The 17,460-nt window shown below is 47.8% G+C and carries 20 protein-coding genes and 2 tRNA genes; 9 read left to right on the top strand and 13 right to left on the bottom strand.

From position 1 onward, the window contains the following. Nucleotides 1-77: 77 nt before the first annotated feature. Complete coding sequence (locus AF_RS04090; RefSeq protein WP_048064291.1) at nt 78-1,013, top strand: alpha-hydroxy acid oxidase; 936 nt, start codon at nt 78-80, stop codon at nt 1,011-1,013. A 5-nt stretch (nt 1,014-1,018) separates the two neighbouring features. Here the strand turns inward: AF_RS04090 and AF_RS04085 are convergent, their stop codons facing one another. Next, complete coding sequence (locus AF_RS04085; protein WP_010878309.1) at nt 1,019-2,653, bottom strand: L-lactate permease; 1,635 nt, start codon at nt 2,651-2,653, stop codon at nt 1,019-1,021. Between the two features lie 320 nt (nt 2,654-2,973). Between AF_RS04085 and AF_RS04080 the strand changes: the two genes are divergently transcribed. Continuing rightward, nucleotides 2,974-3,444: a helix-turn-helix domain-containing protein gene (locus AF_RS04080; RefSeq protein ID WP_158296883.1), complete on the top strand. Its 471-nt coding sequence runs from the start codon at nt 2,974-2,976 to the stop codon at nt 3,442-3,444. 309 nt (nt 3,445-3,753) lie between these two features. Here AF_RS04080 and AF_RS04075 read toward each other — a convergent pair whose 3' ends face one another. From AF_RS04075 to AF_RS04065, 3 genes are all read right to left on the bottom strand, one after another. Further along, nucleotides 3,754-3,948, bottom strand: a complete 195-nt coding sequence (locus tag AF_RS04075) for a DUF2283 domain-containing protein (protein WP_010878307.1) — start codon at nt 3,946-3,948, stop codon at nt 3,754-3,756. Between the two features lie 313 nt (nt 3,949-4,261). Beyond that, a tRNA-His gene (locus AF_RS04070) sits at nt 4,262-4,333 on the bottom strand. Between the two features lie 113 nt (nt 4,334-4,446). Then, entirely contained in the window at nt 4,447-4,953 is a 507-nt protein-coding gene (locus AF_RS04065; RefSeq protein ID WP_052270473.1) for a DUF2391 family protein, read from the bottom strand. 123 nt (nt 4,954-5,076) lie between these two features. On the opposite strand from AF_RS04065, the gene AF_RS04060 reads away from it, so the two are divergent. Genes AF_RS04060 through AF_RS04050 form a run of 3 tightly spaced genes read left to right on the top strand, consistent with a single transcriptional unit; the run spans nt 5,077 to nt 7,350 of the window. Further along, on the top strand, nt 5,077-5,535 hold the full coding sequence (locus tag AF_RS04060; protein ID WP_010878304.1) for a 30S ribosomal protein S15: 459 nt from the start codon (nt 5,077-5,079) through the stop codon (nt 5,533-5,535). Nucleotides 5,536-5,566: 31 nt separating this feature from the next. Continuing rightward, on the top strand, nt 5,567-6,826 hold the full coding sequence (lysA, locus tag AF_RS04055; RefSeq protein WP_010878303.1) for a diaminopimelate decarboxylase: 1,260 nt from the start codon (nt 5,567-5,569) through the stop codon (nt 6,824-6,826). Beyond that, nucleotides 6,814-7,350, top strand: a complete 537-nt coding sequence (locus AF_RS04050; RefSeq protein WP_010878302.1) for a metallophosphoesterase — start codon at nt 6,814-6,816, stop codon at nt 7,348-7,350. Before lysA ends, AF_RS04050 begins: the two co-directional genes overlap by 13 nt. Before the next feature lie 90 nt (nt 7,351-7,440). Here the strand turns inward: AF_RS04050 and cofH are convergent, their stop codons facing one another. From cofH to AF_RS04030, 4 genes are read right to left on the bottom strand one after another with little or no spacing between them, the layout of a single operon-like run. Beyond that, entirely contained in the window at nt 7,441-8,457 is a 1,017-nt protein-coding gene (gene cofH, locus AF_RS04045; protein WP_010878301.1) for a 5-amino-6-(D-ribitylamino)uracil--L-tyrosine 4-hydroxyphenyl transferase CofH, read from the bottom strand. Next, nucleotides 8,432-9,406, bottom strand: a complete 975-nt coding sequence (cofG, locus tag AF_RS04040) for a 7,8-didemethyl-8-hydroxy-5-deazariboflavin synthase subunit CofG (RefSeq protein WP_010878300.1) — start codon at nt 9,404-9,406, stop codon at nt 8,432-8,434. The genes cofH and cofG overlap by 26 nt, the downstream gene beginning before the upstream one ends. 35 nt (nt 9,407-9,441) lie before the next feature. Next, nucleotides 9,442-10,047 (bottom strand): KaiC associated regulatory domain-containing protein, encoded by a 606-nt coding sequence (locus AF_RS04035; RefSeq protein ID WP_048064643.1) that lies wholly within the window; start codon nt 10,045-10,047, stop codon nt 9,442-9,444. Between the two features lie 15 nt (nt 10,048-10,062). Beyond that, entirely contained in the window at nt 10,063-10,932 is an 870-nt protein-coding gene (locus AF_RS04030) for a KaiC domain-containing protein (protein WP_010878298.1), read from the bottom strand. Nucleotides 10,933-11,028: 96 nt separating this feature from the next. Between AF_RS04030 and AF_RS04025 the strand changes: the two genes are divergently transcribed. Further along, nucleotides 11,029-12,036 (top strand): phosphate signaling complex PhoU family protein, encoded by a 1,008-nt coding sequence (locus AF_RS04025; RefSeq protein ID WP_010878297.1) that lies wholly within the window; start codon nt 11,029-11,031, stop codon nt 12,034-12,036. Here the strand turns inward: AF_RS04025 and AF_RS04020 are convergent. Beyond that, entirely contained in the window at nt 11,972-12,595 is a 624-nt protein-coding gene (locus AF_RS04020; protein ID WP_010878296.1) for a Yip1 family protein, read from the bottom strand. The two genes, AF_RS04025 and AF_RS04020, sit on opposite strands and share 65 nt — an antisense overlap. 83 nt (nt 12,596-12,678) lie before the next feature. Between AF_RS04020 and AF_RS04015 the strand changes: the two genes are divergently transcribed. Continuing rightward, a complete protein-coding gene (locus AF_RS04015) occupies nt 12,679-13,377 on the top strand; it encodes a DUF72 domain-containing protein (protein ID WP_048064289.1) in 699 nt (232 codons plus the stop codon). On the opposite strand, the gene AF_RS04010 is transcribed toward AF_RS04015, so the two are convergent. Beyond that, complete coding sequence (locus AF_RS04010; protein WP_010878294.1) at nt 13,340-14,284, bottom strand: inorganic phosphate transporter; 945 nt, start codon at nt 14,282-14,284, stop codon at nt 13,340-13,342. The two genes, AF_RS04015 and AF_RS04010, sit on opposite strands and share 38 nt — an antisense overlap. A 97-nt stretch (nt 14,285-14,381) precedes the next feature. On the opposite strand from AF_RS04010, the gene AF_RS04005 reads away from it, so the two are divergent. Then, entirely contained in the window at nt 14,382-14,936 is a 555-nt protein-coding gene (locus tag AF_RS04005) for a class I SAM-dependent methyltransferase (RefSeq protein WP_010878293.1), read from the top strand. Here AF_RS04005 and AF_RS04000 read toward each other — a convergent pair. From AF_RS04000 to AF_RS03990, 3 genes are all read right to left on the bottom strand, one after another. Next, on the bottom strand, nt 14,920-15,246 hold the full coding sequence (locus tag AF_RS04000) for a hypothetical protein (protein ID WP_010878292.1): 327 nt from the start codon (nt 15,244-15,246) through the stop codon (nt 14,920-14,922). The genes AF_RS04005 and AF_RS04000 overlap by 17 nt on opposite strands. Nucleotides 15,247-15,322: 76 nt before the next feature. Next, on the bottom strand, nt 15,323-16,138 hold the full coding sequence (locus tag AF_RS03995) for a DMT family transporter (RefSeq protein ID WP_048064288.1): 816 nt from the start codon (nt 16,136-16,138) through the stop codon (nt 15,323-15,325). Between the two features lie 38 nt (nt 16,139-16,176). Beyond that, complete coding sequence (locus AF_RS03990; RefSeq protein ID WP_010878290.1) at nt 16,177-17,253, bottom strand: DUF1646 family protein; 1,077 nt, start codon at nt 17,251-17,253, stop codon at nt 16,177-16,179. Nucleotides 17,254-17,354: 101 nt separating this feature from the next. Here AF_RS03990 and AF_RS03985 point away from each other — a divergent pair. Further along, nucleotides 17,355-17,436 (top strand) — tRNA-Ser (locus AF_RS03985). Nucleotides 17,437-17,460: the final 24 nt, after the last annotated feature.

Below are 17,460 nucleotides of genomic sequence, written 5' to 3'. Positions count from 1 at the left end.
AGATCATTGAAACAATTTGGTTTTGGGGTTCATATGTTTACCATATCTTTTATATTTTTTTAGAGCGTGCTGGTAACATGAAAACGATAGACGAGCTTGTTGAAAGCGCCAGACAGATACTTCAGGAAAGGGATGTGAACATAGAGGTTTTAGAGGGGGGTACGGAGAGGGGGTTGACGGTAAGGAGAAACAGAGAGATTTTAGACTCCATCGGAATAAAAATGAACCTCCTATCAGACTTCGAACCTTCTTTGGAAACGGAATTTCTCGGAAGGAAGATTTCCATGCCTGTTATGCCGGCCCCGCTTTCAGGGCTGGTAAAATCTGTGGATGCCAACTGTTTTAAGAGAATAATCCGCGAAGCGTGGGAGGCGGGGGTTGTTCCGTGGATAGGCCATCCTATTCAGGATGATGTTTCGGAATTCGAGAAGGAGTTCGTCTGGATTATCAAGCCTCTCAGAAACACCAAGAGAGTGTACGATGATGTTGAGAAGGCAGAATCGTCAAAGGCCATGGCAATTGGCATGGACATTGACTCTGCAGCGGGAATAAAGGTTGGGGGGACAATTCTGAGCTACGGGGGAACTAAGGTGTGGAGCAAGAAGGAGCTTGCTGACCTCGCCTCCACGACGAAGTTGCCATTCATCGTCAAGGGGGTTCTCAGTGAGAGGGATTACTACTCACTCGCCGACATTAGCTCTGCCATTGTCGTCTCGAATCACGGCGGGAGGGTGCTCGATTCGGCTATTTCTCCGCTCGAACTTCTGCCATACTTAGAGAAAGTGGTTCCAACCGGTGTTGACAGCGGCTTCAGGTACGGCTCGGATGTGTTCAAGGCCTTAGCTCTGGGAGCCGATTTCGTCCTTTTTGGCAGACTCATGGTTTACGCGCTTGCAATTGAAAACGGAGTTCAGACTGCTTTAAACATGATCAGGGATGAGCTTTTGAGGATTATGAAGCTCACGGGAGCGAAAAGTGTGAAAGAAATAAGTAAAGAAGCTGTTGTGCTTTAATTTTTTTAAATCATTTGTATTTTCAGGATGAAGACTGCTATCGCCGCCACCACGCTGACAACTATTGCGTAAATCGTTGCCGGCACGAGGTTCTTCCTGATCACGTCTCCCTCTTGGCCGAGGATTCCACAGGTTGTGCACACAGCAACAACGTTGTGGACACAAATCATGTTCCCCACCGCTCCACCCACGTTTTGCAGGGCGAGAATGATGGTTTTCGGCAGGCCTGTTGCGTTTGCAATTTCAAACTGGAACCCTCCAAACAGTATGTTCGAGACGGTGTTGCTGCCGGACATGTAGGCTCCGAGTATTCCGACAAAGACTGCGAGCATTATGTAGCCCAGTCCTGTGGCGTTGGCGAGGCTTACCGCCATAACCTTTAGCATGCTCGGCATTCCGGAGAGGTTGTTTCCAGAGTTCATCATAATCTGCGACAGTGATACGGCGAATACGAGGGCAATCGCTGCAGGGGCAACTCCTATGGCTGTTGTCTTTAGAGCTCTTGCCGTGTGCTTGGGACTTAGTCTCGATACAGCGTTGCTGATCAGCACGGCAATAATGAATATTGTTCCGGGATTGTAGAGCAGTTTGTATGTGTGGGACAGCGAAGTGCCGAGAATACCGCTGATTCCGATTACGAGATTCGTTGTGACAAATTGATTTATTGCTGGAACTGTCCTAGTTAGAACGAGTCCAAGAGAGACGAGAACGTAGGGAACCATGGCTTCCAATATCGAAAACTCCTTTTCGATTCTTTCTGACTCTTCTCCGGCTTCATGCTTTTTGGCGAAATCCCAGGAAGTTTTCGGCACAAAACCTGCCTTAAGGGTAGCGGAGTATATCACGAGACCGATTATCCCACCGAGAAGCGATGGAAATTCCGGACCGAGCGAAGCGGCAAGAATCCAGTAGGGAATGGCAAAGCTTAGTCCAGCTAGCAGCAGTGAGGGTGCAGCATCCTTGACATCGCTAACCTTTCCTCCGCTCCACTTGACCATGAAGACTGCACCGAGCAGAGGTATGAAGACCGCCATTATGCCATGAAGGGTTGCCGTCCAGAAGGTGACGTCGGTGTAAAGGAACTGCTTCAGCGTGTATCCGTACGATTCCAGAACTTCTTTAACTACCGGACTGTCCAATGAGGAGCCAAGTCCTCCCCAAACGGGAATTCCCACAGCTCCAAAAGATACGGGTGAGGAATCGAAAATCAGAACCAGGGGAGCCGCTATCGCCGGCGGGAATCCGATACCCACGAGCAGAGGTCCGACTATAGCCCCCGGAGTTCCGAACCCAGCAGCTCCTTCGAAGAACGTAACGAGCAGGAATGCTATTCCTGCCTGTATTCTTCTGTCTGCAGACAGTCCCATTATCCCTCTTGTTATAGCTCTTGTCGCACCGCTAAGCCTAGCGTCGTAGTAAAGGTAAACCGCTCCGAAAACAACGAGCAGGATGTCAAGGGCCGAAAGAGTCCCCTTAATTGTTGCTGCTGCTATCCATTCCGGTGGCATTTTCCAGTAGAAAAGGGCAATGATCACCGTAACGAGCCAGCCGATTGGCATAGCTTTCATGGCCGACATTCTGAGGCCCGCCATCAGAAAAAGCACCAATAGTATCGGTGTTGCTGCAACTATTGCATCCACTCTATCACCTCCATGTTTTAATTTTTAAAATTTTAATCAAAGATGGTAATTGAGTTTGGGGTTCACATGTGAACAGCAAAGGTTATCTAACGATGCAAAAAAGATAAATCATAATGAAATTGTTAATGATTGAACTGCATCAAGAAGACTGCAGCAATATTGCTGTGAGTGAAAAGATAAAGGATGCAGAACTCAATTTGGTAAATGTAAGAGAAGATGGAGACTACACTCATATTGATGCTATTTTCTTGGGGGATATGTTTAAAGAGAACGTGATTAGCACGCTTCGAAAAGAGAAAGCTTTTAACATAAACCTGAAAATGAAGTCAAGGTCGGAGATCTGGGTTTCTTACGATATTCTCACCACCGCTGCTTGGAGAAATTTTTCATCGCTCGGTTGTACGGTTGTTCCCCCACTGCGGGTTGCTAACGGCGTCGAGAAATGGTTTGTGTACACACCTGATGAAATCTCGCAAAGAGACATAAAGAGACAGCTTGAAATGGACAACGCAACGCATATTTCAAGAATCAGGGAGTTGACGCTGAAAAGCTTTTTGAAGGTTATATTTAACATGGACTTTCTTTCTGACTTTATTGATACAATGGAGGCACTCACAGACCTTCAGGTTAAAACGATAAAGCAGGCTTACGTTAACGGCTACTATGATTATCCGAGGAGATGCACCCTCGGTGATCTGGCCAAAATTAACGGGATTTCAAAAAATGCGATGGCAAAAAGATTGAAGAGCGTAGAAAAGAAGATTTTTGAGTGCCTTTTTGGTTATATTTAGGCCCTAACGACAAGATTAAATTTTCAGAATATTCACGAGCGTCATGGCTCTGTGCGGAATAGACGACGAAAGACCGCTTAAGGGGCGATTTTTCCATCAAGGACTAGGTCTATGTGTCTTCGGCGCCTTTTACGCTGCCAGTTGAGAGGGCAAGACAATCGGCTCAGAATCAGCCATAAATCCTCGTTGCTCTATAACAGGAACGCCAACGTCAATCTCATCGTATGGCACAACGGTCCTCTTGACCTTTCTGTTCCCCTTCTTCGCTCAAATATCTTTTGACCTTCAAATCAAAATCTACCGAAGCCATCAACCCATCATCTTCGCCGCCTTGATGAACTTCAGAATTTCAGGAATCACATACTTACGAGCCTGCCAAATTTCAATACCCATTATCTTCCTCTCTTTGTTGTATTCAACGAAAATGTCCTCTCCCAGCTCGCCCATATCCTCAACTTCCTCGATTGATATGTAGAGGATGTCAGCGTCATACTTGACCTTCATATCTTTACCCACCTCTCCGCCTTAATTCTGTTTTTAACAATATTAAACTTTGAGGTGGCAACCACCGTCACATCCCTCACTATCTCTCCCGGAATTAAATCACCAACAGCCATTTGCTGTTTCTCTTCCGAATAACCACGAAATAGCCGTCTGAGTGTCGTAAAAGATTTCATCTGAATTCTCCAAATCATCTCTTACCTCTCTTCGCTGACTTTCCTTTTCCTTATCCTCTCCAAGGCATGCCTGAATTACGGTCATTAAATCCACTTAAGCCTTCTTTCACTCCCTACTGCATTTAAAACTGGTTTTAAAGGGCCCGGACCGGGATTCGAACCCGGCTCCTGGGATCCACAGTCCCAGAGGATAACCACTACCCCATCCGGGCCATTCGGAGGTATGGAGCCATCAGACCTCCAGTATTTAAATTTCACCATCCGGTTTAAATTCTTTTTCGGTAGGCGTATGGTGTTGTTTTCGGGTTTGCTCGAAATCCGGGGATTACTTCACCATATCCACAGCTATGGCCCCGATGACGGCAAATGTGCTAATAAGGATTGTAGCGTTGATGAACTGCGTTGTTGTGAAGTGCGCCACGATATATATTCCGTAGAGGTAAATCATTCCGGCTGAAATGAGGTATGCGATGACTAAAACGGTTAGAAGCCTTCTTGGGATGTAGAAAAGCGTCTCCTTTTTCAAATTTCCAATTTTAGACTTAGTGATAAAAAGGTAAGCGATAACTACCGTTATGATAAAAATCGCGAGTGAGCGCTCAAGCGAGATCTCTTTGGCAATCTCCCACAGCTCCCCGGTAAAGAGAAATGGAAAGGCAAAGGATATTGCACCGATTATCTCCTGAGTTATGTCGTCCCATCCCAGCTTGTCTGGCTGCTCCTCAAGCTCTCCACGCAGCCTCTCAAGGCTATTGAAGACTTCGTCAATCTTTCCCTCGATTTCAGCCTGTTTTTTCGCCATCTCATCTACCTTCTTGGAGGTCTCGTCCACAAAAATGAGATTTGCCCAAAATTTATATAGTCTTTGCAAAGCAGTAGACGGTGAAGTTATACGAGTGCGTGAGACGCAAGTTATATATTCCAATCTCTGAAAGAGGGCTGGGAGGTGACGATCATGGCAAGAATTCATGCGCGAAGAAGGGGTAAATCAGGATCAAAGAGAATTTATCGCGACTCACCGCCGGAATGGGTGGACATGTCACCGGAGGAAGTGGAAAAGAAGGTTCTGGAGCTTTACAATGAAGGATACGAGCCGAGCATGATCGGAATGATTCTCAGAGACCGCTACGGCATCCCGTCGGTAAAGCAGGTGACAGGGAAGAAGATTCAGAAAATCCTGAAGGAGCACGGTGTGGAGATAAAGTATCCCGAAGACCTGAAAGCTCTGATAAAGAAGGCACTGAAGCTGAGAGCTCATCTGGAAGTCCACAGGAAAGACAAGCACAACAGAAGAGGTCTGCAGCTGATCGAGGCGAAAATCTGGAGGCTTTCGAGCTACTACAAGGAGAAGGGAGTGCTGCCGGCAGACTGGAAGTACAATCCGGATAGACTCAAAATTGAGATTTCGAAGTAACTGTTTTTAATCCCTCCACACTTTTAATTTCATGTTCTCAACTAGCGACGGAATTCTGACAGTGGAGGGTGTGAAGGTAACGGAGATTGTCAGGGAAACTGGCACGCCCGTTTACGTCACTTCAAGGGCCCTACTTGAGAGAAACCTAGAGGCTTACAAAAAAGCCTTCTCCAACGAAGGGCTGCTTTATGCTGTAAAGGCCAATAACAACCTCGCTTTGATGAGGATAATCGCCTCTCATGGCTTTGGTGCTGATGTTTTTAGCGATGGTGAGCTGTACCTTGCATCTCTCGCAGGCTTCAGGAAGGATATGGTTCTCTTCAACGGCAACTCGAAAAGCAGAAAAGAGATAGAAATGGGGGTTACTGCTGGAGTCAAGTTCAGCGTTGACAGTCTGGATGAGCTCAGAACTATTTCGAAAATTGCTAAGGAGGTTGGAAAGGAGGTTGAGATTGCTTTCAGGGTCAATCCCGACGTTGACCCGAAAACTCATCCGAAAATCGCTACGGGGCTTAGAGAGTCAAAGTTCGGCATTCCGCATGAAATGGTGAGGGAGGCTTACGAGATGGCTTTGAAGCTGGACGGTGTTGTTCCGGTTGGAATACACTGCCATATCGGCAGCCAGATACTCGACCTCTCCCCGTTCGTGCACGCGCTGAACAAGGTTATGGACATCGCCGTGGATATCGAGAAGCTTGGTGTTGAGCTGAGCTTTGTGGACATGGGTGGTGGGCTCGGAATTGACTACGAGGGGAAGGGCGCTCCAACCCCCAAGGACCTCGCAAGCGCAATTCTACCTGAATTCGAAGGAAGAAAGGCTGATTTAACTTCCGACCCGCAGCTCTGGCTGGAACCTGGAAGGAGCATTGTTGGCAACACAACCGTCTTGATTACAAGAGTGAACGCCGTGAAGAAGGGCTACAAGAACTTTGTTGCTGTTGATGCCGGCTTCAACGTCCTAATCCGTCCCGCGATGTACGGTTCCTACCACAGGGTGGCGGTAGCGAACAAGATGGATGCCGAGCCTGAGGAGGTTTATACGGTCGTTGGGCCGATATGCGAGAGTGGAGATGTTCTGGCCAGGGACAGGAAGCTACCCAAAGTTGAAGTGGGTGATTTAATCGCCGTTTTCGACGCGGGAGCCTACGGTTTCGTGATGAGCAGCCAGTACAACGGCAGGCCGAGGTGCGCAGAGGTGCTTGTGAGCGGGGATAGATGGGACGTAATCAGGGAGAAGGAGAGCTACGGTGATTTAATCGAGAAGCAAAGGTTACCTGAATGGCTGCTATGAGGATTTTAATTTTTGGGGACACCCATATCCCGGAGAGGGCTGATGAAATTCCGAGGGAGTTCACCGACTACCTCGTGGACTTCGACATGGTAGTAATCACTGGTGACCTGACCTCAGAAAGGGTGCTGAGGTTCGCTGAGAGGGTTGCGGAATCAGTAATAGCGGTGAGGGGAAACATGGACGACCTCCCTCTCCCGCATTCGGCGAAGTTCAGGGTTGAAGGACTCAGTTTCGGAGTTGTTCACGGTCATCAGGTTTATCCGAGGGGCAACAGAGAGCAGCTTGAGCAAATAGCGCTCGAGATGGACGTTGATGTGTTGATTTCCGGCCACACACACCTGCCTGATGTTTATAGAGGGGCTAAAATCCTTCTCAATCCCGGTTCCATGACGGGAGTGTGGGGTGGTGGGGCCTATAGCACCTATCCGTCATTCATGGTTCTCGAAGTGAAAAAGGGAAGTTTCAGAGGAAGCCTTTACAGGCTGCTTGATGAAGAAGTAACTGTTGAGCAGTTTTCGTTTTAGTGGTAAAAGAAATAAATCCTCCCGAAAACATTGAACAGCCGATGATGACTGATGGGCGACCTGAGAAATGATGAAAGGGAGAGTCTGAGGCTAATCCAAAATGTTGTAGAGCGTATCCCTCTGTTTTGGAACTCTCCCCGCAATTTTTATTAGCTCTCTTAGCTCTTCCGGATGCATGAACTCACCACTCGTCGCTCCTGCTGATTTGGAGATGTTCTCCTCCATCAGAGTGCCGCCGAGGTCGTTCGCGCCCACGTGAAGCGCAGCCTGAGCCAGCTTCTGACCCATCTTAACCCACGACGCCTGTATGTTTTTGATTTCGGGGTAGAGCAAAATTCTGGCGATGGCAATCATCAGCAAGTCATCAAATCCAGAACTGCCCTTCGCATACCTTCCAAGCTCGTTGTTTTTGGACATGAATGGCAGGGGGATGAGCTCAGTAATACCTCCCGTTTCCTGCTGTATTTTCTTGATTAGAAGGAGGTGGTTTATCCTGTGCTCCCAGGTGTCGATATGACCGTACATTATCGTCGCCGTTGTTGGAATGCCGACTCGGTGAGCAGTCTTTATAACCTCGACCCATTCCGCCGTTTTAAGCTTCCTCGGGCAGATAAGCGCCCTTATGCTGTCGTCGAGAATTTCCGCAGCCGTCCCAGGCATCGAGCCAAGACCTTCCTTTTTAAGCTCCTTTAACACCTCCTCCACCGTCATTCCGCTGTTCCTTGCCGCATGAACGACCTCCATTGGGGAAAAGGCGTGAATGTGTATCTTTTTGTCAACATCCCTCACAGCCTGAAGAATTGAAAGGTAAAAGTCTAGGTCTGCATCGGGCAGCAAACCACCCTGGATGCAGAGCTCTGTGCAGCCGAATTCAACTGCCTCCTCAACTTTCTGCTTGATTTCATCCAAGCTCAGCAGGTATTTCTTCCTATTGCGGAAGGAGCAGAACTTGCAGTCGTTGATGCAGATGTCGGTGAAGTTTATGTTTCTGTTGACTACGTATGTTACGGTATCTCCTACAAGCTCTCTCCTGAGTTCGTCGGCAATTCTGAAAGTTTCGTAAGGATTCTTCAGCAAGTCGTCAAGGGCGAGCATAACCATCAGCATCCGAATACTTTTCAATCAGCGGCTCTAAGGCTTCGCCATACCATTTAAGCTTTACGAATCTCGGATAGATGGGCAGCCTCTCTTTAAGTATAAACTCCCCACGAAGAGCTCTCTCCAGCCTCTCAACTTCCGGCCACGGTGACTCGGGATTGATGTAATCATGGGTTACGTTTGAAATGCCTCCAACGTCGTTTGCTCCGGCCTTAAGGAAGGGGTAAATGTCATCAACCAGATTGGGCGGTATCTGGATTGCGACTTCCTGAGGGAGTATCTCTCTCGCAGCCTTCACAGCCTCAAGCATCTCCTCAAGTGTTGGAGGGGGAGTGTTCTCCATAGGTGTGCCCTTCTTCGGCTTGAAGTTCTGAACAATCACTTCCTGAATGTGGCCGTAGTTGTCCTGAATTTCTGCTATAATCTCGAGAGAGTAAAGCCTGTCCTCCCTGCCTTCCCCTATCCCCACCAGTATTCCTGTGGTGAAGGGGATTTGAAGCTTTCCAGCATCTCTGATCATCTTTATCCTCACTTCCGGCTTTTTGCCTGGGCTGTTTGCGTGACACTCAAGCTCCACAGCCTGCTCCAGCATAAGCCCCATGCTCGCGTTGTAGGGCTTTAGCTTCCGCATCTCTTCCTTAGAGAGAATTCCGGCGTTTGTGTGTGGTAGGAAGCCCATTTCCACGGCGATTTTATTCATTTCAAGGATGTAGTCAACCATGCTTTTATAGCCCATTTCAAGCAGCATCGCTTTGAACTCGGGATACACCTCATCTGGCCTCTCCCCAAAGGTGAAAAGCGCCTCCTTAGCCCCCCTTGCTGCCGAAAGGATTTTTCGCACCTCTTCGGCGCTCATTACTCCAATCTCTTCGCTCCTGAATCCGCAGTAGTCACAGCGGTTTCTGCAGTTCCTCGTAAGAGGGATGAAAACGTTTTTGGAGTATGTGACGATTTTCACAGCCAAGAGTTTGCAGAGGTTAAAAAAAGATTTAGTTAAAGGTGCATTTTTATCTCATGCAGAAGCTGTGATGGAGATTTTATCGGGTAATCGAGCTTGTCAAGAATCTCCTCAGCGCGCTTACCCTTTATGACGAGCCCCTTTAACCTCTCAACCAAAGCTTCCTTGTTTACCGGGAAGTCCAGTCCCTTTATCCTTGCCAGAACGTGCACAGCCCAGTCAATATCAAGAACCTCCAGTTCTTCCTGCTTTATCTCGACCTCCTCCGCATCAAGTCTCCCCTCTTCCTTCAGCTTCCTGTATACAAGCTTCGCTATTCCTCCGGCTATGTGCTCTTTTGGCCTTTCTTCAAGCTCGCCTTCAAGGTATCTCTTTACTTCCTCTTCATCAGCGGTTGCGATGTTTTTAGCGGTCTGCTCGGTGATTCCAAGCTCCCTGGCAATCTCTCCGTATGTTTTCATTGCCTCGTTTTTCAGCACAACGACGTATGCGGCTTCTGCAAGGCTTGGAAGCCAGGTGAGGTTTCTGTACTCTACAAGCTTCTTCAAACCTCCAAGAAGGTTTATACTCTCGTAAAATACCTTCTCGGCCATCTTGTCAAGGTTTCCACCCTTCGGTTTTGCGATAACCTCAAATCCCATTCCAATCACCTCCTGTTATTTTTCCTCATCTAAATCCTTCTTCCCCCTTTTCTTTATGTACTCGCTCAGCGGTGCGATGATTTCTATCGTGCCGATTTCGCTGATTTCGAAGACCCACACTCTTGAGTCGTGGGGAGCAATTCTGCATCCATCAATCCTTATCGTTCTGAGAATGCTGCCGAGAGGCAGGCCGTAGAGGCTGACATCCCAGCGAGACTCTATCAGCTTTTTGTCCAGCACGATTGTACCATCGACGATGTGCGCCACCGCAAGACCTCCCGCAGCCTCAGCACTCTCGCTCGCCTGCGCGGACCTCTTCTGCGAAACGAAGATTCCCGTCTGGCGATACTTCTTCATGAAGTTGAAGAACTGCCTCACTATCTGCCTCGCCATCATCTCCTTGTGCTCGTAAAGTCCCGTGATGCTGTCGATTATCGTGTTTGTAACCTTCTTCTCCTTAATCGCGTAAGCCATGGTCTCCATGAGCGCTTTCGGATTCTCTCTCAGCTCATCGCTCTCGCTCGCATCGATGACAACGACGTTGCTCTCAACCTTGGTGAAGTCCACACCCATGGCCTCGCTTCTCTCCTTCATCGCCGTGTAGAGGAAATTGGCTGGGCTCTCAACTGTCACGTAAAGCACTCTGTAGCCGCTGCCGGCCTGGGTAATGGCGAACTGCTCAGCCAATAGTGATTTTCCAGTATCCGGAACTCCTGTGATGTTCATCACCGCGAGGTGAGGAATTCCTCCAAGCGGCTTTCTAACGTACCTGTCCCCCTCCTTTTCAACCTTGTAAAACAGCTCGTCAAGCTTAGTTCCTGTGGGGATGCCGAAGAGCTTTGGAGCCTTTCCTTCGAGCTCCCTTAGCTCATAATACCTATACATGTTATGTTTTATGGTGATTCTGAATTTATAGTTATCTATTAGTCGAACACCAAGAAATGGAAAGATATTTTAACCTCTTAATAGAAGTACGTATCGATGGAAGTAAGGAAGCTTCAGTTAATAGGTGGTTCAAGCTACATGGTAAGTCTCCCGAAGAACTGGGTGAAGGAGAACCAGCTAAGGCAGGGTGACGACATATATCTGCAGGTTGAAGACAGCGTGATAACTCTCTACCCCAAATCCTTTCGAGAGTTTTCGAGGATAACGAGTGTTCAGATTGATAAGCTGCTAAGACTCGACGAAAAGTTCGTGCGAAGGTTCATCTACGCTCTGTATCTTCAGGGGATTGATGAGATTGTAATCAGCGATGACAGGATAAACGCGAGGATGGTGAGCAGGATAGGGGAGATTGTAAAGGACTTGATTGGAATGGAGATTATTGACGCAACCGAGGGCAAAGTTGTGCTGAAGTGCCTAACTTCAACCGATTTCGACGTTTACGGCGTTGTGAGAAGGATGAGCCAGATTATCCAGAGCATGATAGCGACAATAATGGAAGGCATTGAAAAGGGGGACAGAGAGGCTTTAAAGGATATAGAGAACCTTGAAAAAGATTCAGACAGGCTGTACCTGCTTGCGGTCAGGCAGGAGCACAGGCTAGTTAGAGAGTTCTCAAGTCCGAGCAAGTGGAACGAGTTGAGGTTGATTCTCGGTATCAGAACTGTTGCAAAGCTTATAGAGGAGATTGCCGACTCGCTATACAACTTCTCAACCTATGCAGTCGAGATGACTCCAGAAGAGCTACGGAAGGTGAGGGTTTACTTTGAAAGGCTCGGTAAAATTTTCGACTCCCTGGCGAAGGCCTACTTCAACTCGGATGTTGAACTTTCGGAGGAAACAATTGAAGAGCTTGAAGAGCTTGAAGAGCTTCTTTTGAGCAATATGGACGGCGGTGTTTATTACCGACTGGCAGTTGAAACCATTTTAAGCGCCTGCAGGCACATGAAGTCCATAGGTGAGATAGCCTTCAACAAGTCAGTCAGGGAGTCTCTGAGAGAGATGAAAAAATCAGAGAGGATGCAGTCAGCAAAAAGTATCCAGTGAAGACTATCCCGGCCACGATGGCAGAGTATTTTAAATTCAGATTTCTCGCATTTTTAACGGCAAAGGTCCAATAAACTGCCTGCCATAATGCGGTTGCAACTCCGAGAATCGTGTTTGGCAGTAGAGAGCTTTTTATTCCGTAGAGCATCTGCTGACTCGTTTCGTAGCTGAGATAAATCGATATCGGGCTTAGGACTATGACGGAAATGTAAGAGTATGCAACAAGCTTGGCGAGATTGCTGAAACTACCCTCTCCTCCGAAAACTGCCGAAAGTATGTGGAGAATGCCGGAGATTAAAATCCAGAAGATGAGCGTCGTGAAGAAGGGAGTTATCAGCATTCCGTAGTAGGTTATCTGAAGCATCGCCTTAATCTGCTCTTCAGTTAACGTTCCAACCTCCGCAATCTGCTCTCTCACGGCCTCAAGCACCATTGGAGCCACAATGTATGAAGCAAGAGACGAGAGCAGAGCGGCAATTACGACAACGGCCAGAGCCTCGCCAAATCCCCTTTCAAGCCTTTTTCTCAGAAAGCTATCGGGATTTGTGATTACCTCCATGCTGATACTTGATGTCAGACGTATATATCTTTTGCCTGTCTATGGGTAGCCCAACATTAAATACTCGCGTATTAACAAACAGTATGGAGCTGAAAGTGGGATGCTGCGGCTTCCCGGTTTCGATGAAAAGGTACTTTGAAACGTTTGACGTGGTTGAGGTTCAGAAGACTTTTTACAAGCCGCCGGAAGTCAAAACCGCTGAAAAGTGGAGAAAATCTGCCCCTGAAGATTTTGAGTTCACCATAAAGGCGTGGCAGGTAATCACCCACCCTCCAAGCAGTCCCACCTACAAAAAAGCGGGAATCAAGTTCGAAAACTGCGGCTTCTTCAGACCGACAGAAGTTGTTTTTATGGCTTGGGAGGAGACTAAGAAGATTGCAAAAGCTCTAAAGGCCGAAATAATCGTCTTTCAAACGCCGAAGAGCTTCAGAGATACTGCTGAGAACATGGAAAACATGCGGGCTTTTTTCAGCAGCATTGACGGAAGTTTTACCTTTTGCTTTGAACCGAGAGGCTGGAGCGAGGAGAGCGTAAGGGCAATATGCGAGGAGCTTGATTTAGTCCACGTCGTTGACCCCTTTGTCTCCAAGCAGCTTTACGGGGAAATCTGCTACTACAGGCTTCACGGATTTGATTACAAGCACAAGTACACCGATGATGAGCTTGAAAAGCTGCTCGGGATAGTTGACAGGGACGGCTACGTTATGTTCAACAACGTCCACATGTTCGACGATGCGCTGAGGTTCAAAAAGCTTGTTGAGAGAGAAGCAAAGTCAAAATAAAGCTTAAGGTGAAGGCCGTAAATGGCGTTAAAATCCAGCTTGCAACAATTCTTTTCAGGAATGCAAATTTGACACCCCTAACACTCTTGTAGAGCCCAACTCCAGTTACCGCACCGACGGTGCAGTATGTTGTGGAGACGGGCATTCCGATGAGTGTGAAGAGTAAAACCGTTATTCCAGCCGCAAACTGCGCGGCAAACCCCGTAAATGGGTCGAGGGCTGTTATTCCCTTCCCGACAACCTCAGCCACTCTTACGCTGACAATCCACGCACCGAGAAAAAGCATTGCAGAGCCGAGGAGTGCTGCTTCAAACACGTTCATCACTCCGAACATCACTATGGGGGCGAGGGCGGTTGCGAGCTCATTGGCGCCGGTGTTAAAGCCAATAACAGTCGCACCGATAAATAGCAGAACTCTAAGGACTCTCTCAACTCTTAAGGCGGGGAGCTTTGCGAGAGTTCTTTCCATAATCCAGTAAAAGACAATTGAAAGAAGGAGCGCTCCAAAGGGTGAAATAACCCACGACAGGACGATTTTCGCCACCGTACTTACATCAATTCTGTTTCCGAGAGCAAAGGCCGAGCCGATAAGGCTCATTACTATGGCCTGATGGCTTGAAACCGGTGTGCGGAGGTAGTTAGCCGCAACGATGGCAGCTGAGGAGATAATCAGAGAGACGGAAACAACAATCTCGTTGAGCTCAACCATCTCTCTGCCCACAGTGTCCATTATTCTGCCGCTGCCAAACAGCATTCCTGCAAACACCAGCAGGAAAAGAATGTACGCAGCCCTTTTCATCGTAAGCAGACCGCATCCCACACAGATTCCAAAGGAGTTGCAGGTATCGTTGGAGCCAATTGCAAAGGCTATTGCAAGTGCTGCAACGAGAGCGATGGTCACGTCCATTGAGTTTTTTTGAATTGAACCATACTTATTTTTTTCCGAGAGGTAAGAGTGGAGAGCGATAGGGGAATAAATAAAACACTTGGTTTAACTGAAGTCAATGGACGTCTTTAACAGAAATGCCGAGAGGTACGATGCGTGGTACGATAGAAACAGGGAGCTTTACGAAGCAGAGCTGGAACTGCTTCCCAAACCGATTTCTCCTTCTGTGGAGGTTGGAGTTGGAACAGGAAGGTTTGCGGTAATAGGCATTGATCTCGGAGTTGACGTCTCGCTCCAAATGCTGAGAATTGCTAAAAAGAGGGGGGTCGAGTGCGTTGCAGGAGATGCTGCTCATTTGCCCTTCAAAGATAAATCCTTTCGCTCCGCATACCTCATCTTCACCCTCTGCTTTCTTGACGAGCCGATTAAGGCTCTAATGGAAATCAAGAGAGTTCTCGAAGGCACTCTTGTGGCATGCGTGGTTCCTGCGAACTCCGGCTTGGGGAGGGAGTACTCTGGGAAGGACAGCTCCTTCTACAGAAAAGCGAGATTTTTAACAGAAGACGAGGTTCTCTCAATGCTTCGTGAGACGGGCTTCAAGGTCAAAGAAATAAGGAGAAGAAAGCTTAAGTACGACGAAAACGACTTTGTTTGCTTTATTGCTGAGAGTTAAATCCCAGCTCCTCTTTTAGCCTCTCTATCTCCTTTTCGAGCTCGTCGAGCTCAGCAAATCCGAACTCCTTTTCTCCCACTCCAGCAAGTCTCCAGAAAAGCCTCGCTACAATGGGCATCATCTTGCCCGCGTAACCCGGAGAGTGGGGGAGGAGTTTTGCTGCCAAATCTCCAAGTTTTTCAAGCTGCTCCTTGCTGAGCTTGTCGAGGTTCATGCTCGCCTCGCCGAGGAGAGAAACCCCTGCTCCAACAACCTTCTCCCTCTGGGCGTAATACTTTGCAGCCTCGCTCGTGATTCTGTGCACACCCATACTATCACCCCAATTTTATCTTTGTTTTCAAACTATATGAAGATTGCGGTATTTCAAAAATGCTCAGACTTAGAGGCTATACTCTGAGAGAAACGATGATTACTGCCAGCAATATTAAAAATGCGCCAAAGTACTGCACCGGTGTTAGAATCTCCGCCAGAACTGCAACGCTGAAAAGATGGGCGAAAACCCCTTCGAGGGACAGAATAACAGCCGCATCGGAGGATTTGGTGTAGCTCTGAAGCCAGTTCTGTAGCATTTTTGCCACGAAAGTTGCGAAGAATGCTGTGATGAGGAGGCATAGAATGACGGTTGTGTTTATCTCGAATTTGGTGGTTGTGAAAACAGCAAAGGGAGCGGAGAGAATGAAAATGGCGAAGGACTGCCAGAATGCCAGCATCGTGGGATTGCTGAGGCGAGAGTAATGGGAAATCATTGCAATCTCCGCTCCAAAAAAGAGGGCGCAGAAGAGCATCAGGATGTCTCCGATGTTGAAGCCCGAGTACCCTGAAAGAAAGTAGAACCCTACGAAGGCGAGCAAAACTCCTGAAACATCCCTTTTGTCGAAAACATCCTTGTACACAAGCCATGAGATGATGGGGGCGAGAACGACGTAGGTTGAGGTTATGAAGCCAGCGTTGGTTGCGGTGGTGTAGTCGAGCCCTACAGTCTGGAAAGTGTATCCAAGGAAGGACGCTATTCCGATTTTAAAACCGTCCTTAAAATCCCAACCCTTGAGGAAGGGGAGGAAGAAAAGACACGCTATGAAAAACCTTACCGTGTTGAAGGCGAAGGGCGACATGCTGTCCAGGGCTATCTTTACTACCGGGAATGTGGAGCCCCAGATTAAGGCGACCAGAGCCAGCCCAAGGTCAGCATAGAGACGCTTCACTCCCTCAGCCCCTCCCTGTTGTTTTATAAAGCTAACTTTTAGAGAACATATATTATTACGAAGAAAATTGTCATCATAATCAACCCTAAGGGAACGCCTATCCTCGCCCACTCACCCATCGTAATCCTCAGCCTTCCCGCAACGACGATGTTCGGAATGTTTCCGGGGATCAGCATACCTCCCGAGATTATCAGACCCATCAGAGCGCCCTTTATCTGCAGCTCGGTTAATTGAGGACCTATTTCAGCTGCGGCGAGCGTTGCATTGTCGAGGATTGCGGAAACCATGTTTACCCAGTATATTATCTCGGGCGGTATCTTTGAGATGTACCAGTAGATGATCGGCGTAAAACCTTCCCCAAGCAGCACCAATGCCGCGATAAACACGTAAACTCTGACCGCCCTAATCACAACGGTTCTCAGAGTTTCGGTGTATTCCGGAATTTCTATTTCCTTAACGGAAACACCACCCACTCTCATAGCCGCGTAGATTCCCAGTATTATCACCGACGGGATGATGTACTCCCCTACAAGCTCTATTAAGTAGAAGAAGTCCTCGTTGAGCTTCTTAACGACTATGGTGGAAAGGGGCTCGCCTACTGGAGTTAACGCAGCCCCAAAACCCACAGCAAAGCAGGCTATAACCACGAACTCAACTTTCGACTTTCTTTCTAAGGGCATCACGAGCGCGATTTCCGCAAGTATGACTGCAGAAACTATGACCGAGATTATGCTAGAAGCAAGACCGAAAACTGTCACAACGAGGAACGCAAAAACTTTGATTCCCAGCTTCTTGAGAACAGCTACCAGAAAGGAGTAAACCTGCTTGTTGTAGTAGTGGATAATCAATCCGACGATCAGCACAACCTGAAATATACCCACCGGGATGCCCATAACCTCCGTTATCCTAACAGGCGTCTCGAGAGCTTCAATAATTAGTTCCAGGCTCCACAAGCCGCTTACAGTAACGGCGACGATTCCCATTATCAGGAAAAAGGGCTCAAGATTCTCTTCGATTTTTCTGACTCTAAACGGAAGAATGAGAACGAGGAAAAGGATTATGAAGAGACCAGCAGCAATTAACGGGTCCTCCTGCATGTGGTGTTGAACAGCCATGCACTTTCTATTTCAGCCAACATATAATTTTTTCGGAGAATTTGCCAGAAACTTACATAATCACAAGGTTCATAAACACGTTATCTTAGTTTCTGGAAAAAGCCGGGGTTGCAGAGAGGTACTGCGCCAGCCTTGAGAGCTGGTGCCCGTAAGGGCTCCTGGGTTCAAATCCCAGCCCCGGCGCTGGGGGTATTTTTTGAGTTATAC

This window comes from Archaeoglobus fulgidus DSM 4304 (genome assembly GCF_000008665.1).
Taxonomy (GTDB): Archaea; Halobacteriota; Archaeoglobi; order Archaeoglobales; family Archaeoglobaceae; genus Archaeoglobus; species Archaeoglobus fulgidus.
Note: the sequence above shows the minus strand (reverse complement) of the source record. Positions and strands in the feature narration are given on the sequence as shown.